Annotated in this window: 13 protein-coding genes; 7 read left to right on the top strand and 6 right to left on the bottom strand. The window is 53.6% G+C overall.

The features are described from left to right. Positions 1-146 precede the first annotated feature (146 nt). The 5 genes from pfkA to OOJ59_RS20710 all read left to right on the top strand — a co-directional run bounded on the left by pfkA (position 147) and on the right by OOJ59_RS20710 (position 6,121). Complete coding sequence (gene pfkA / locus OOJ59_RS20730) at positions 147-1,109, top strand: 6-phosphofructokinase (RefSeq protein WP_006686196.1); 963 nt, start codon at positions 147-149, stop codon at positions 1,107-1,109. Positions 1,110-1,313: 204 nt separating this feature from the next. After that, positions 1,314-2,303, top strand: a complete 990-nt coding sequence (gene sbp, locus OOJ59_RS20725) for a sulfate/thiosulfate ABC transporter substrate-binding protein Sbp (protein WP_038635971.1) — start codon at positions 1,314-1,316, stop codon at positions 2,301-2,303. Between the two features lie 104 nt (positions 2,304-2,407). After that, complete coding sequence (locus tag OOJ59_RS20720; protein WP_038635973.1) at positions 2,408-3,157, top strand: CDP-diacylglycerol diphosphatase; 750 nt, start codon at positions 2,408-2,410, stop codon at positions 3,155-3,157. Positions 3,158-3,230: 73 nt separating this feature from the next. After that, entirely contained in the window at positions 3,231-4,535 is a 1,305-nt protein-coding gene (locus OOJ59_RS20715) for an SLC13 family permease (protein WP_085049740.1), read from the top strand. A 113-nt stretch (positions 4,536-4,648) separates the two neighbouring features. Next, positions 4,649-6,121 (top strand): DASS family sodium-coupled anion symporter, encoded by a 1,473-nt coding sequence (locus tag OOJ59_RS20710; RefSeq protein WP_160955455.1) that lies wholly within the window; start codon positions 4,649-4,651, stop codon positions 6,119-6,121. A gap of 40 nt (positions 6,122-6,161) precedes the next feature. On the opposite strand, the gene tpiA is transcribed toward OOJ59_RS20710, so the two are convergent. Continuing rightward, positions 6,162-6,929 (bottom strand): triose-phosphate isomerase, encoded by a 768-nt coding sequence (tpiA, locus tag OOJ59_RS20705; RefSeq protein WP_038635981.1) that lies wholly within the window; start codon positions 6,927-6,929, stop codon positions 6,162-6,164. Between the two features lie 111 nt (positions 6,930-7,040). Beyond that, positions 7,041-7,637, bottom strand: a complete 597-nt coding sequence (locus OOJ59_RS20700) for a YiiQ family protein (RefSeq protein ID WP_160955456.1) — start codon at positions 7,635-7,637, stop codon at positions 7,041-7,043. A 100-nt stretch (positions 7,638-7,737) separates the two neighbouring features. Between OOJ59_RS20700 and OOJ59_RS20695 the strand changes: the two genes are divergently transcribed. After that, on the top strand, positions 7,738-8,166 hold the full coding sequence (locus OOJ59_RS20695) for a DUF805 domain-containing protein (protein ID WP_038635986.1): 429 nt from the start codon (positions 7,738-7,740) through the stop codon (positions 8,164-8,166). A 70-nt stretch (positions 8,167-8,236) separates the two neighbouring features. On the opposite strand, the gene fpr is transcribed toward OOJ59_RS20695, so the two are convergent. From fpr to OOJ59_RS20675, 4 genes are all read right to left on the bottom strand, one after another. Beyond that, a complete protein-coding gene (gene fpr, locus OOJ59_RS20690) occupies positions 8,237-8,983 on the bottom strand; it encodes a ferredoxin--NADP(+) reductase (protein WP_038635988.1) in 747 nt (248 codons plus the stop codon). A gap of 95 nt (positions 8,984-9,078) precedes the next feature. Beyond that, positions 9,079-10,089, bottom strand: coding sequence for a class II fructose-bisphosphatase (glpX, locus tag OOJ59_RS20685; protein WP_199952901.1), 1,011 nt, complete (start codon positions 10,087-10,089; stop codon positions 9,079-9,081). Between the two features lie 140 nt (positions 10,090-10,229). Next, positions 10,230-11,738 carry a glycerol kinase GlpK gene (gene glpK / locus OOJ59_RS20680; RefSeq protein ID WP_085049741.1) on the bottom strand — a complete coding sequence of 503 codons (1,509 nt, stop codon included), beginning with the start codon at positions 11,736-11,738 and terminating at the stop codon, positions 10,230-10,232. 22 nt (positions 11,739-11,760) lie between these two features. Further along, positions 11,761-12,606 (bottom strand): MIP/aquaporin family protein, encoded by an 846-nt coding sequence (locus tag OOJ59_RS20675; protein WP_038635996.1) that lies wholly within the window; start codon positions 12,604-12,606, stop codon positions 11,761-11,763. A 428-nt stretch (positions 12,607-13,034) separates the two neighbouring features. On the opposite strand from OOJ59_RS20675, the gene zapB reads away from it, so the two are divergent. Beyond that, positions 13,035-13,280 (top strand): septal ring assembly protein ZapB, encoded by a 246-nt coding sequence (gene zapB / locus OOJ59_RS20670; protein WP_019077914.1) that lies wholly within the window; start codon positions 13,035-13,037, stop codon positions 13,278-13,280. The last annotated feature ends 169 nt before the right edge of the window (positions 13,281-13,449 follow it).

Here is a 13,449-nt window from a genome sequence, read left to right as displayed (position 1 = left end):
ATAAATTACCACCATTTGGCCTGACCTGAATCAATTCAGCAGGAAGTGATTGTTATACTATCTGCATATTCGTTGGATCGTTTCGATATGCGGAATCGACTTCCGGCAGCAGATTTCATTTTGCATTCCAAAGTTCAGAGGTAGTCATGATTAAGAAAATCGGTGTGTTGACAAGCGGCGGTGATGCGCCGGGCATGAACGCAGCAATCCGTGGTGTTGTGCGTGCAGCGTTGACGGAAGGGCTGGAAGTCATGGGGATCCATGATGGCTACCTGGGTTTGTATGAAGACCGTATGGTCCAGCTTGACCGCTATAGCGTGTCCGACATGATCAACCGTGGCGGTACCTTCCTCGGTTCTGCCCGCTTCCCGGAATTCCGCGACGAAAACGTGCGTGCGGTGGCTATCGAAAACCTGAAGAAGCGTGGCATCGACGCCCTGGTTGTTATCGGCGGTGACGGTTCTTACATGGGTGCGAAACGCCTGACTGAAATGGGCTTCCCGTGCATCGGTCTGCCGGGTACTATCGACAACGATATCAAGGGCACCGACTACACCATCGGTTATTTCACCGCGCTGGGTACTGTCGTCGAAGCGATTGACCGTCTGCGTGATACCTCTTCTTCTCACCAGCGTATCTCTATCGTTGAAGTGATGGGCCGCTACTGTGGCGATCTGACCCTGGCGGCAGCGATTGCCGGCGGTTGTGAGTTCGTAGTGGTTCCGGAAGTAGAATTCAGCCGTGATGATCTGGTTGCTGAAATCAAAGCCGGTATCGCGAAAGGTAAAAAGCACGCGATTGTAGCGATCACTGAGCACATGTGTGATGTTGACGAACTGGCGCATTACATCGAGAAAGAAACGGGCCGTGAAACGCGTTCAACCGTACTGGGTCACATCCAGCGTGGTGGTTCTCCGGTTCCTTATGACCGTATTCTGGCGTCCCGTATGGGCGCGTATGCCATTGAATTGCTGCTCGAAGGTCACGGTGGCCGTTGCGTAGGTATTCAGAACGAAAAACTGGTTCACCATGACATCATCGACGCTATCGAAAACATGAAGCGTCCGTTCAAAGGTGACTGGCTGGACTGCGCGAAAAAACTGTACTGATTGTTTTTTGCGCGCCTGATGGCGCTACGCTTATCCGGCCTTCAGGTTGCTGAGACTTGCAGGCCGGATTAGGCGCTAGCCGCCATCCGGCAATCCCTCAGATTTATTCCTCGAAGTTATAGCAAATCTTTTTTTATTCTTTAATGTTTGGATCGCTTTCTGGCACGCTTTGCTCATCACAACACCACATAAGAGAGCTGGGCGATGAACAAATGGGGCGTAGGGTTAACATTATTGCTGGCATCGACCAGCGTTCTGGCAAAGGACATTCAGTTACTTAACGTATCGTACGATCCAACGCGTGAACTGTACGAGCAGTACAACAAAGCTTTTAGCGCGCACTGGAAGCAGGAAACTGGCGACAACGTCGTGATCCGCCAATCGCACGGCGGTTCGGGTAAACAGGCGACTTCCGTCATTAATGGCATTGAAGCCGATGTCGTGACGCTGGCGCTGGCTTACGATGTGGACGCTATTGCTGAACGTGGTCGTATCGATAAAAACTGGATCAAGCGTCTGCCGGATAACTCAGCACCTTACACCTCCACCATCGTTTTCCTGGTCCGCAAAGGCAATCCAAAACAAATTCATGACTGGAACGATCTGATCAAACCGGGCGTATCGGTCATTACGCCAAACCCGAAAAGCTCAGGCGGCGCACGCTGGAACTATCTGGCGGCATGGGGCTACGCCCTGCACCACAACAATAACGATCAGGCCAAAGCGCAAGACTTTGTCAAAGCCCTGTTTAAAAACGTTGAAGTGCTGGACTCTGGTGCGCGTGGCTCAACCAATACCTTCGTTGAACGCGGTATCGGTGATGTGCTGATTGCCTGGGAAAACGAAGCGCTACTGGCGACGAACGAACTGGGTAAAGATAAATTCGAGATAGTGACCCCGAGTGAATCGATTCTCGCGGAGCCGACCGTTTCCGTGGTCGACAAAGTGGTGGAAAAGAAAGACACCAAAGCGGTAGCGGAAGCCTACCTGAAGTATCTCTACTCGCCGGAAGGTCAGGAGATAGCAGCGAAAAACTTCTACCGTCCGCGTGATGCTGAAGTGGCGAAGAAATACGAAAATGTCTTTCCGAAGCTGAAGCTGTTCACCATTGACGAAGAGTTTGGCGGCTGGACGAAAGCACAGAAAGAGCACTTTTCTAACGGCGGTACGTTCGACCAGATCAGCAAGCGTTAAATAAATCTGTGAGTTACCAACCCGGTGGCATAACGCGACCGGGTTTTTTATTTGTCATGGTTTTGCGTTACTCTTGCCCCTCAATAGGATACAGGGAACGCGTAATGAAAAAAGCAGGCTATCTTTTACTGGCGGTGATTGTGGTGGCTGCCGCTGCTGGCATTGGTTACTGGAAATTCACCGGCAACCCGGACGCGTTACGCCAGATTGTTCTTCAGCAATGCTTGCCGCACCAGTTGCAGCAGCAGGATCCCGCACCGTGCGTGGAAGTGAAACCAGACGCCGGATATGTGGTGTTCAAAGATCGTAACGGTCCGCTGCAATATCTGTTGATGCCTGGTTACCGTATCAATGGTACGGAAAGCCCGTTGCTGTTGGAATCAGGCACGCCGAACTTTTTCTGGCTGGCCTGGCAGGCGCGTAGCTTTATGAGCCAAAAATACGGTCAGGAGATCCCTGACAAAGCGGTATCGCTGACCATTAACTCGCGTAGCGGTCGTACGCAAAATCACCTACACATTCATATCTCCTGCCTGCGGACCGATGTCAGAAAACAACTGGATGACAACATGGCGAAAATCAGCACCCGCTGGTTGCCTTTGCCGGGTGGATTACGTGGGCATGAATATCTGGCGCGTCGCGTCACGGAGAATGAACTGGCGCAACGCAGCCCGTTTATTATGCTGGCGGAAGAAGTACCGGATGCGCGAGAACATATGGGCAGCTATGCGCTGGCGATGGTGCGCCAGAGCGATGAGTCCTTTGTCCTGCTGGCGACTCAGCGTAACTTGCTGTCGCTGAATCTCGCCTCTGCTGAGGAAATTCAGGATCATCAATGTGATATTCTGCGCTAACCCTACCTAATCTGGCGTTTACTCCGCATGCCTGTCCCCGTATTCTTGTTGAAAAAAACAACAGGAGACAGGCATGTCGCTCTGGCTTTCGCACCCTCTGTTTATCCCTTCTCTGGTGGTTGGCATCACCATTCTTCTCTGGGCGACGTCGCTGCTGCCGGAATTTATAACGGCGCTGCTGTTCTTTGCCGTGGCGATGGTGGCCAAAATCGCGCCACCGGATGTGATTTTTGGCGGCTTTGCGTCGTCGGCGTTCTGGCTGGTCTTCAGTGGATTCGTGCTGGGTATCGCGATTCGTAAAACGGGATTGGCGGACAGGGCGGCGAGGGCGCTGTCATCGCGATTGACCGACTCCTGGCCGTTAATGGTAGCGAGTGTGGTACTGCTAAGTTATGCGCTGGCGTTTGTAATGCCGTCCAACATGGGGCGCATTGCGCTACTGATGCCGATTGTTGCCGCGATGGCGAAACGGGCGGGAATTAACGACGGCACGCGAGCCTGGTATGGTCTGGCGCTGGCCGTCGGGTTTGGGACGTTCCAGCTTTCCGCGACGATTTTACCCGCTAACGTGCCGAATCTGGTGATGAGCGGCGCAGCGGAAGGTTCTTACGGTATCCACCTGAATTATCTGCCTTATTTACTGCTGCATACGCCGGTTCTGGGCTGGCTCAAAGGCGCGATACTCATCGTACTTATCTGCTGGCTGTTTCCTGGTAAGCCCCATGCGCCGCGAGATTTGACGCCGCCTGAGCCGATGAGCCGGGATGAAAAACGTCTGGCATGGATGTTAGCGGTGGTGTTGTTTTTGTGGGTAAGCGAAAGCTGGCACGGCATTGGTCCAGCGTGGACCGGACTGGCGGCGGCGGTTATCACGCTGCTACCTCGGGTTGGCTTTATTAATGGCGAGGAGTTTTCCAGTGGGGTCAATATCCGTACCTGTATCTACGTGGCGGGTATTCTGGGGCTGGCGATCACCGTCACGCAGACCGGTATTGGCAGTGCGGTGGGCGAGGCGCTGTTACAGGTGATGCCGCTGGACGCGGAAAAACCGTTCACCAGCTTCCTCGCGCTGACCGGCATTACCACCGCACTCAATTTTATTATGACGGCAAACGGTGTTCCGGCGCTGTATACCACGCTGGCGCAAAGCTTTGCCGATGCCACGGGATTCCCGCTGCTGTCGGTGATTATGATTCAGGTTCTGGGGTATTCCACACCGCTGCTGCCGTATCAGGCTTCACCCATTGTTGTGGCGATGGCGCTTGGGAAAGTGCCTGCAAGGGCGGGGATGCTGCTGTGTATGGCGCTGGCGGCGGCAACGTATCTGTTGCTTCTGCCGTTGGATTACCTCTGGTTCAGTATACTGGGTAAATTATAACTGTATCTAAATGTTAATTTTTTGTTTTGTGAGATGATGAATTGTTTTATTTGGGCTGATGGCGGTTAATACCGGGGCGCAGATTTGCGCACTGGAAACTCAAGGATTGATTCATGGACAGTTTGACCCCTATCCGCTGTTGGCCTGCCATCATTTCGCTCGCGATCACGCTGGCCATCTGGTTTGTTATCCCGTGTCCGCCTGACGTCACTCCGCAAGCGTGGCATCTGCTGGCGTTGTTCATTGGTACGATCGCAGCGATTATCGGTAAAGCCATGCCCATTGGCGCCATTGCGGTTGTGGCGATTATGCTGGTGGCGATGACCGGCGTCACTAACCCCGGTAAACCCTCGGCCGCGCTGAACGATGCCTTGAGCGGCTTCTCTAATCAACTGATTTGGCTGATTGGTTTATCCATCATGCTGTCGCAAAGCCTGTTAAAGACCGGGTTGGGCGCGCGTATTGGCTACGGGTTTATTGCGCTGTTTGGTAAAAGAACGCTGGGTATTGCGTGGGCATTAACCCTTGCGGAAACCCTGATTGCGCCGGTTACGCCAAGCAACACGGCGCGTGGCGGCGGTATTATTCACCCGGTAATGCGGGCGATTGCGGAAAGCCTCGGATCGCAGCCGGGCAACAACGAGAATGGCTCAACGGGCCGCTATCTGGCGCTGGTGAATTACAACATTAACCCCATCAGCTCGGCAATGTTCATCACCGCGACCGCGCCTAACCCCTTAATCGTTAGCTTTTTAACGAAGGGAACCGATGGTGTGCTGAATATGACCTGGGGAATGTGGGCTATCGCCGCGCTGCTTCCCGCGGTGGTCTCACTGGTCGTTATGCCGATTGTTATCTGGTGGCTCTACCCGCCAGCCATCACACGCACGCCAAATGCGCCTCAGTTCGCACGACAAAAACTGGATGCGCTAGGTCCGCTTTCACTGGCAGAGAAAATTACTCTGGCAGTCTTCATTTTGCTGCTCTGCCTGTGGGCGGGAGTGCCCGCGATGTTGATGGGCAGTGGCTGGAGTGTAAACCCTACCAGCGCCGCGTTAATTGGTTTGTCGATTCTGTTGATGTCGGGCGTATTAAGTTGGGATGACATTCTTAAGTGCCGTGGCGCGTGGGATACCATAGTCTGGTTCGCGGCGCTGGTAATGATGGCGGATTTTCTCAGCAAGTTGGGGCTGGTGGGGTGGCTGGCAACCAGCGTGGGTAGCGCAATCGACCATCTTGGTGTGCACTGGAGCATCGCGACGCTATTGCTGATCCTGCTTTACGTCTACTCGCACTACTTTTTCGCCAGTACAACCGCGCATATCACGGCGATGTTCGCTGCATTCTTCGCCGCAGGATTAGGCCTCGGCGCGCCGCCGGCGCTGCTTGGGTTGATGCTCGGCTTCTCCTCCTCGCTGATGATGTCGCTCACGCACTATGGCACGGGTACTGCGCCTATCATTTTTGGTTCAGGCTATGTCACGCTGGCGGAGTGGTGGAAAACGGGACTGGTAATGAGTGTGGTCAACCTGACCATTTGGGGGATAACCGGCGCCTTCTGGTGGCACTGGCTGGGATACTGGTAAACCTGATGCGACGGGAGGAGTGCTCCTCCCGCCATACAACTTAAGCCTGTTTAGCGGCTTCTGCTGCTTTAACGATAACTGCGAAGGCGTCTGCTTTCAGAGAAGCACCGCCAACCAGCGCGCCGTCGATGTCCGGCTGAGCGAACAGTTCAGCAGCGTTGCCCGCGTTCACGGAACCGCCGTACTGGATGATAACCTGTTCAGCGATTTTCGCGTCAGCTTTAGCAATGTGGTCACGGATGAATTTGTGAACAGCCTGAGCCTGAGCCGGAGTTGCAGATTTACCGGTACCGATAGCCCATACTGGTTCGTAAGCGATAACTACGCCTTCGAATGCCGCAGCGCCCTGAGTTTTCAGAACGGCGTCGATCTGACGTGCGCAGACTTCTTCAGTTTTGCCCGCTTCATTTTCTGCTTCGGTTTCACCAATGCACAGAACGGGAGTCAGACCCTGCTCTTTCAGCACAGCAAATTTCTTCGCGATCAGTTCGTCAGACTCTTTGTGGTAAGTACGGCGCTCAGAGTGACCGATAATGATGTACTGCGCGCCGATATCTTTCAGCATTTCAGCGCTTGTTTCACCGGTGAATGCGCCAGACAGGTTCAGGTCAACGTTCTGCGCGCCCAGGATGATGTGGCTACCGGCAGCGGCATGTTTCGCCAGGTCGATATACATTTCCGGCGGAGCAATCGCTACTGCACAGCCAGCAACGCCAGCCAGTTCTTTACGCAGATTAGCAACCAGTTCGTTTACCATATGGCGGCTGCCGTTCAGTTTCCAGTTACCCATCACTAAAGGATGTCGCATTTCATTTCTCCACGCTTGTCAGCGAATTAAGGAATATGGCCGCCCGTCAGGGCAGCATGGTCTGTGAAACAGTATAGAGATTCGTCTGCGGAAAGGCTTTGCTTTTTGTCATCAATTCGCCTTCTCAAGACTTTCTGATAGTGCCAGCTTAATCGGTTCAACAGCGAAGGTCAGCCCCTTTTCACCGTTATCTGCTATGACATAGCGAATAGCGCCTTCTGTTTCGGCGTAATAGTGCTTACCTTTGCCAGCGGCGAGCAATTTTTGCAGCTTTTTCTGACTTTGTTCTTTTGTCAGCAGCGGCGCGACGGTGTGAATGACGGCGGTCATGTATTCCAGCGCTTTCGCTTTCGCCGCCTTTTGTTCAGGCCCCTGAATCGGTAGCCAGGTGATCTGCATACTTTTGATTTTCAATGTACCGCGTTCAAGCGCGGATGACGCATACAGATTTTCGTTAATTTTGCTGGCGGCGCGGGTGAGATTCGCCCGGTCGCGGCTGCTGTCGATGGCACGGAATTCATTGAGGATAAGCTTTGGATTCTGTGTATTAAAGTTTTCACGAAACTGGCTAATCGATAGATCAAAAGTCGGCGCGCCCGCCAGCAAATAGGGGGCCGTGATTGCCGTCGATAGCTCTTCCGCCTGCGCTGTAGTGCTTACGGTTAAGGCTGAAAACAGTAATAAAAACAGTGTAAATCCTTGCTTCATCAATTGTACCTTTCATTCTCACTGCTCACGATTAAAACGGTAACCGTCCGGCTTGTCAAAAGGGTAAACTGTCCTGGAAGGTAATAATAAAGGAACCTACATGACCATACAGCAGTGGTTATTCTCATTTAAAGGGCGTATTGGACGCCGTGATTTCTGGATTTGGATAGGTCTGTGGATCGTCAGTATGCTGGCGTTGTTCTCCCTGGCAAGTAAGCAATTACTTGATATTCAAACCGCAGCATTTTGTCTGGTGTGTCTGCTATGGCCGACGGCGGCGGTGACGGTAAAGCGTCTGCATGACCGAGGTCGTTCAGGAGCGTGGGCGTTGCTGATGATTCTGGCGTGGATGCTGCTGGCCGGAAACTGGGCGATGTTACCTGGCGTCTGGCAATGGGCGGTAGGCCGTTTTCTTCCGACGCTGATTCTGGTCGGCATGCTTATCGATCTGGGCGCGTTTGTCGGCACCCAGGACGAAAATAAATACGGTAAAGATACGCAGGACGTAAAGTACAGAGCTGACTCGTAGGCCGGACAAGACGCGTTAGCGTCGCCATCCGGCAAAATGCCCGGGACGCTTACCGGGCAGTAAAACGTTCTTACCAGTAGTGTTCAGCGGTCATATGGCCTGGTCGACGGCGCAGGTGTTTGGTCATCTGCCGGGTCTCTTTCAACAGTTGCTGCGTGTCGCGCACCATTTGTGGATTTCCACACAGCATTACGTGGCTGGTTTCTTTATCCATTGGCAGACCTACCGCTTTTTCCAGCTCACCGCTTTCAATCAGCGCTGGCACTCGTCCGGTCAACGAATTTGCCGCAGTTTCACGGCTAACAACGGTCTGGATACGTAATTTACCTTCGTAGCGTTTTTCCAGCGCCTGCATCAACGGCAGATAGCTCAAATCGGCGGCATAGCGCGCGGCGTGGACCAGCACCAGATTTTTAAAGCGATCCAGATCTTTGCCTAACTGCAGAATCGACAAATACGGGCCGATAGCCGTGCCGGTCGCCAGCATCCATAGCGTGTCGCAATCGGGGACCTCATCCAGCACGAAGAAGCCAGCGGCTTCACTGACCACCTGAACGTCATCGCCAGGCTTCAGCGCGGCCAAACGAGGGCTGAGTTTGCCGTCGGGAACCGTCACCAGATAAAACTCTAAATCGGGATTGTCGGGCGCATTCACGTAGGAATAGGCGCGCTGGACACGCTCGCCGTCGATTTCCAGGCCAAGCTTGGTAAACTGGCCAGCAGTAAAAGGAAGAACCGGAGCTCGCACGGTCAAACTAAATAAGGCATCGGTCCAGTTCTGCACCTTTGTGACTTTGCCTGTTACCCAATCTGCCATGGTTTTCTCCTGTCTGCTTTGATTGCCTTATCTTCGTTCGTTGGACGAAAGATTTCCAGCCCGGATGGGCTGGAAGGCTCTATTGATCAAATCAATTACAGGATGTGCGCCTGCACATCGGGATCTTTGCGATCGAGATAGTGAATCGACTGAATGCGGCGGATTGTGCGCGATTTGCCGCGGATCAGCAGCGTTTCGGTGGTCGCGATATTGCCTTTGCGGCTAATGCCTTCCAGCAGATCGCCTTTGGTGATGCCGGTGGCAGAAAAAATGACGTTGTCGCTGCGCGCCATTTCGTCCAGACGCAGCGCTTTGCCCGCTTCAATGCCCATCGCGGTGCAGCGGGCCAGTTCCTGTTCGCCAATGCGGCGGTTTTCTTCGCTGTCGCCTTTGACGTCATGACGCGCCAGGAGACGGCCCTGCATATCGCCATCCAGCGCGCGGATAACGGCGGCGGAGACCACACCTTCCGGTGCGCCGCCAATGCCGTACAGCACGTCAACTTCGCTGTCAGGCATGCAGGTCAGAATTGAAGCCGCAACGTCGCCGTCGGGAATAGCGAATACGCGCACGCCCAGTTTCGTCATCTCTGCAATAACGTCATCATGGCGAGGTTTTGCCAGGATAGTGACGGTCAGGTCACTCAGGGGTTTGTTCAGCGCGGCGGCAATGTTATGCAGGTTGGCTTCCAGCGACAGGTTCAGGTCAATGGACCCTTTTGCGCCTGGGCCGACAATCAGCTTTTCCATGTACATGTCCGGCGCGTTCAGGAAGCAGCCTTTATCGCCCACGGCCAGTACCGCCAGCGCATTTGCCTGGCCCATTGCCGTCATACGCGTGCCTTCGATAGGATCGACTGCGATGTCTACCGCATCGCCAAGACCCGTACCGACTTTCTCACCGATAAACAGCATCGGCGCTTCATCGATTTCACCTTCGCCAATCACGATGGTGCCGTCGATGTTGACCTGGTTGAGCATAATACGCATGGCGTTCACCGCCGCGCCGTCAGCGGTATTTTTATCGCCGCGGCCCAGCCATTTATAGCCAGCCAGCGCGGCCGCTTCGGTCACGCGTGAAAATTCAATGGCAAGTTCTCGTCTCATTGCAAACTCGTAGCTGAAAGGAATGGCGCGAAGTGTAGCACAGGGGAGGGGGCGAGATTATTGATGTGTGTGCGGGGTTGTCCCCGCACGAAGATATTGCCGGATAAGACACCTTAGCGTCGCCATCCGGCAATGACGTATTACTCGTCGTGATCTTCCCACGCCATGGCGCGTTTGACTGCTTTTTTCCAGCCGCTGTAACGGAAGTTACGTTCGGTGGTTTCGATGCCAGGACGGAATTCACGCTCGATGACCGCTTTTTCCTGCAGCTCATCCAGGTTTTGCCAGAAGCCGACCGCCAGACCGGCCAGATAAGCCGCACCCAGCGCAGTGACTTCGCGGACTTCCGGGCGCTCAACGCGCGTGCCGAGAATGTCCGACTGGAACTGCATCAGGAAGTTGTTGGCGACCGCACCGCCATCGACGCGCAGGGCGTGCAAGCGAATGCCGGAGTCAGCCTGCATCGCTTCCAGTACGTCACGGGTCTGGTAAGCGATAGACTCAAGCGTTGCGCGAATGATGTGGTTGGAGTTTACGCCACGGGTCAGACCGAAGATGGCGCCACGCGCATACGGGTCCCAGTACGGTGCGCCCAGACCGGTGAATGCCGGAACGACGTACACGCCGTTGGTGTCTTTCACTTTAGTCGCGAAATACTCAGAGTCGAATGCATCGCTGATGAGTTTCATTTCATCACGCAGCCACTGGATAGAGGCACCCGCCATAAACACCGCGCCTTCCAGGGCGTAGTTCACTTCTCCGGTCGGTCCGCAGGCGATGGTGGTCAGCAGCCCGTTTTCGGACTTAACGGCTTTCTCGCCGGTGTTCATCAGCATGAAGCAGCCGGTACCGTAAGTGTTTTTCGCCATCCCTTCTTTCACGCACAGCTGGCCGAACAGCGCCGCCTGCTGGTCACCGGCGATACCGGAGATAGGAATACGAATGCCGCCCTTACCACCGATGTTGGTCTGACCGTACACTTCAGAAGAACGACGTACTTCCGGCAGCATGGCGCGCGGAATATCCAGCGCATCCAGCATCTTGTCGTCCCAGTCCAGGGAGTGAATGTTGAACAGCATGGTACGTGAGGCGTTGGTGTAATCGGTGACGTGTACACGCCCCTGCGTCATTTTCCAGATAAGCCAGGTGTCTACGGTACCAAACAGCAGTTCACCGCGACGGGCGCGCTCACGCGAACCTTCTACGTGGTCGAGGATCCACTTCACTTTGGTACCGGAGAAGTACGGGTCAATCACCAGGCCGGTGTTATTGCGGATGTACTCTTCCATACCGTCGCGCTTGAGCTTCTCGCAGATATCTGCGGTACGACGACACTGCCATACAATGGCGTTATAGATTGGTTTACCGGTCTCACGTTCCCAGACGATGGTGGTTTCACGCTGGTTGGTAATACCGATCGCGGCAATTTCATCGGAACTGATATCGGCTTTCGCCAGCACTTCAACCAGCGTGGAGCTTTGGGTTGCCCAAATTTCCATTGGGTCGTGTTCTACCCAACCTGCTTTCGGGTAGATTTGCTCGAATTCGCGCTGTGAAACGGCAACGATATTCGCATCGTGGTCCATTACGACCGCGCGGGAGCTGGTGGTGCCCTGGTCGAGCGCAACGATATATTTTTTTTCAGTCATAATTTTTTGTCCCGTAGTCACATTACTGCGAAGCTTTTTGTTGAGTGTTGGCCGCAACGTCTTTCTCTTCAATCGCGCAGACATCGCACGGTAAATGACGACCAATCAGTTTGCGATAGGCCCATGCGCCCAAAATTGCGCCGGTAATCGGGCCAAACACCGGCACCAGGAAGTAAGGGATATCACGACCACCCGTGAAGGCAATCTCACCCCATCCGGCCAATCCGGCGAACAGTTTCGGTCCGAAGTCACGTGCCGGGTTCATCGCAAAACCTGTTAGCGGACCCATGGAAGCACCAATAACGGCAATCAGTAAGCCGATCAGCAGTGGCGCCAGCGGACCACGAGGTACACCGTTACCATCGTCGGTCAGGGCCAGAATCAGCCCCATTAGAATAGCGGTAATGACCATTTCAACCGCGAAGGCCTGCACAAAATTGATATGCGGGTTCGGATAGGTGGAGAAAGTACCTGCCAGACCCAGGCTCTCGGTACTGCCGCGCACGATATGATTGGTTTGTTCGAAATCGAGGAAAAGATTGTAATAAAGCCCGTAAACCAATGCCGCTGCGCAAAAGGCGCCGGCAATTTGCGAAATAATAAAAGGGACGACTTTGCGTTTATCAAAACAGGCAAACAGCCAGAGTGCGATGGTGACCGCTGGATTCAGGTGTGCGCCAGAAACGCCTGCGGTCAGATAGATAGCCATCGCTACCCCCAGACCCCAGATGATGCTGATTTCCCACTGACCAAAAGTAGCCCCGGCCACTTTGAGTGCAGCGACACAGCCCACACCGAAGAAAATCAACAACCCGGTACCGAGGAATTCAGCAATGCACTGGCCTTTTAAGGTTGATGTTTGACTCATAATCGGATCCTGAAGAGAGTTTAATGTTTATTGTGTGCGAGAAGGTCACTGACATCCCCGGAGCCGGTAGGCACACTGTTAATTTATCGTTAACGCTCAAAAACGAGAAATATCGAAATTAAAATGTGTGTACTGCATCAACAAAATGAGCGTTTTCGCGCCATTGCGCGGTATTTGTTATACAAAAATAGTGTGAGCTGAATCATTTCACCGATCAATCTCTTAACACTTAAGCGTTATGACAGTCATGTCACCAGGAGAAAGACTAAAAGTGTTGCAAACCGCAATCTGCGCGGGATGCCGCTGGACAGGGATGACGCGGCTTCATACAATCGGTGTTAAGTAGAGTGCGCTCGTTTTTATTAAGGCGTCGCCGGTTATCGGGACGAGGATTTTTATCCATCAACGCCTTGCAATTCAGGAGAGGTATGACGATGTCATTAGAAGTGTTTGAGAAACTGGAAGCAAAAGTACAGCAGGCGATTGATACCATCACGCTGTTGCAGATGGAAATCGAAGAGCTGAAAGAAAAGAACAACTCGCTGTCGCAGGAAGTTCAGTCTGCACAGCAGCAGCGTGAAGAACTGGAGCGTGAGAACAACAATCTGAAAGAACAGCAGAACGGCTGGCAGGATCGTCTGCATGCCCTGCTGGGTCGTATGGAAGAAGTCTAATCCTCGTCATATTTCACGTTATGGCGGCGTTGGCTGCGTGCGTTCACCCCAGTCACATAGTGGCCTATGCTCCTGGGGATTCACTTACTTGCCGCCTTGCCCTGACGCGAAATCTATAGAGGATTTAGTTTGTAGGCCGGATAAGGTGTAAGCCGACATCCGGCAATAC

This window comes from Citrobacter sp. W9 (genome assembly GCF_026719375.1).
GTDB classification, from domain to species: Bacteria; Pseudomonadota; Gammaproteobacteria; order Enterobacterales; family Enterobacteriaceae; genus Citrobacter; species Citrobacter werkmanii.
Note: the sequence above shows the minus strand (reverse complement) of the source record. Positions and strands in the feature narration are given on the sequence as shown.

Excerpts from the sequence above, each read along its gene's own strand:
- OOJ59_RS20720 (WP_038635973.1), top strand. The coding sequence starts at position 2,408 with ATGAAAAAAGCAGGCTATCTTTTACTGGCGGTGATTGTGGTGGCTGCC.
- tpiA (WP_038635981.1), bottom strand. The coding sequence starts at position 6,929 with ATGCGACATCCTTTAGTGATGGGTAACTGGAAACTGAACGGCAGCCGC.
- OOJ59_RS20710 (WP_160955455.1), top strand. The coding sequence starts at position 4,649 with ATGGACAGTTTGACCCCTATCCGCTGTTGGCCTGCCATCATTTCGCTC.
- OOJ59_RS20715 (WP_085049740.1), top strand. The coding sequence starts at position 3,231 with ATGTCGCTCTGGCTTTCGCACCCTCTGTTTATCCCTTCTCTGGTGGTT.
- fpr (WP_038635988.1), bottom strand. The coding sequence starts at position 8,983 with ATGGCAGATTGGGTAACAGGCAAAGTCACAAAGGTGCAGAACTGGACC.
- sbp (WP_038635971.1), top strand. The coding sequence starts at position 1,314 with ATGAACAAATGGGGCGTAGGGTTAACATTATTGCTGGCATCGACCAGC.
- glpK (WP_085049741.1), bottom strand. The coding sequence starts at position 11,738 with ATGACTGAAAAAAAATATATCGTTGCGCTCGACCAGGGCACCACCAGC.
- pfkA (WP_006686196.1), top strand. The coding sequence starts at position 147 with ATGATTAAGAAAATCGGTGTGTTGACAAGCGGCGGTGATGCGCCGGGC.
- zapB (WP_019077914.1), top strand. The coding sequence starts at position 13,035 with ATGACGATGTCATTAGAAGTGTTTGAGAAACTGGAAGCAAAAGTACAG.
- glpX (WP_199952901.1), bottom strand. The coding sequence starts at position 10,089 with ATGAGACGAGAACTTGCCATTGAATTTTCACGCGTGACCGAAGCGGCC.
- OOJ59_RS20695 (WP_038635986.1), top strand. The coding sequence starts at position 7,738 with ATGACCATACAGCAGTGGTTATTCTCATTTAAAGGGCGTATTGGACGC.
- OOJ59_RS20700 (WP_160955456.1), bottom strand. The coding sequence starts at position 7,637 with ATGAAGCAAGGATTTACACTGTTTTTATTACTGTTTTCAGCCTTAACC.
- OOJ59_RS20675 (WP_038635996.1), bottom strand. The coding sequence starts at position 12,606 with ATGAGTCAAACATCAACCTTAAAAGGCCAGTGCATTGCTGAATTCCTC.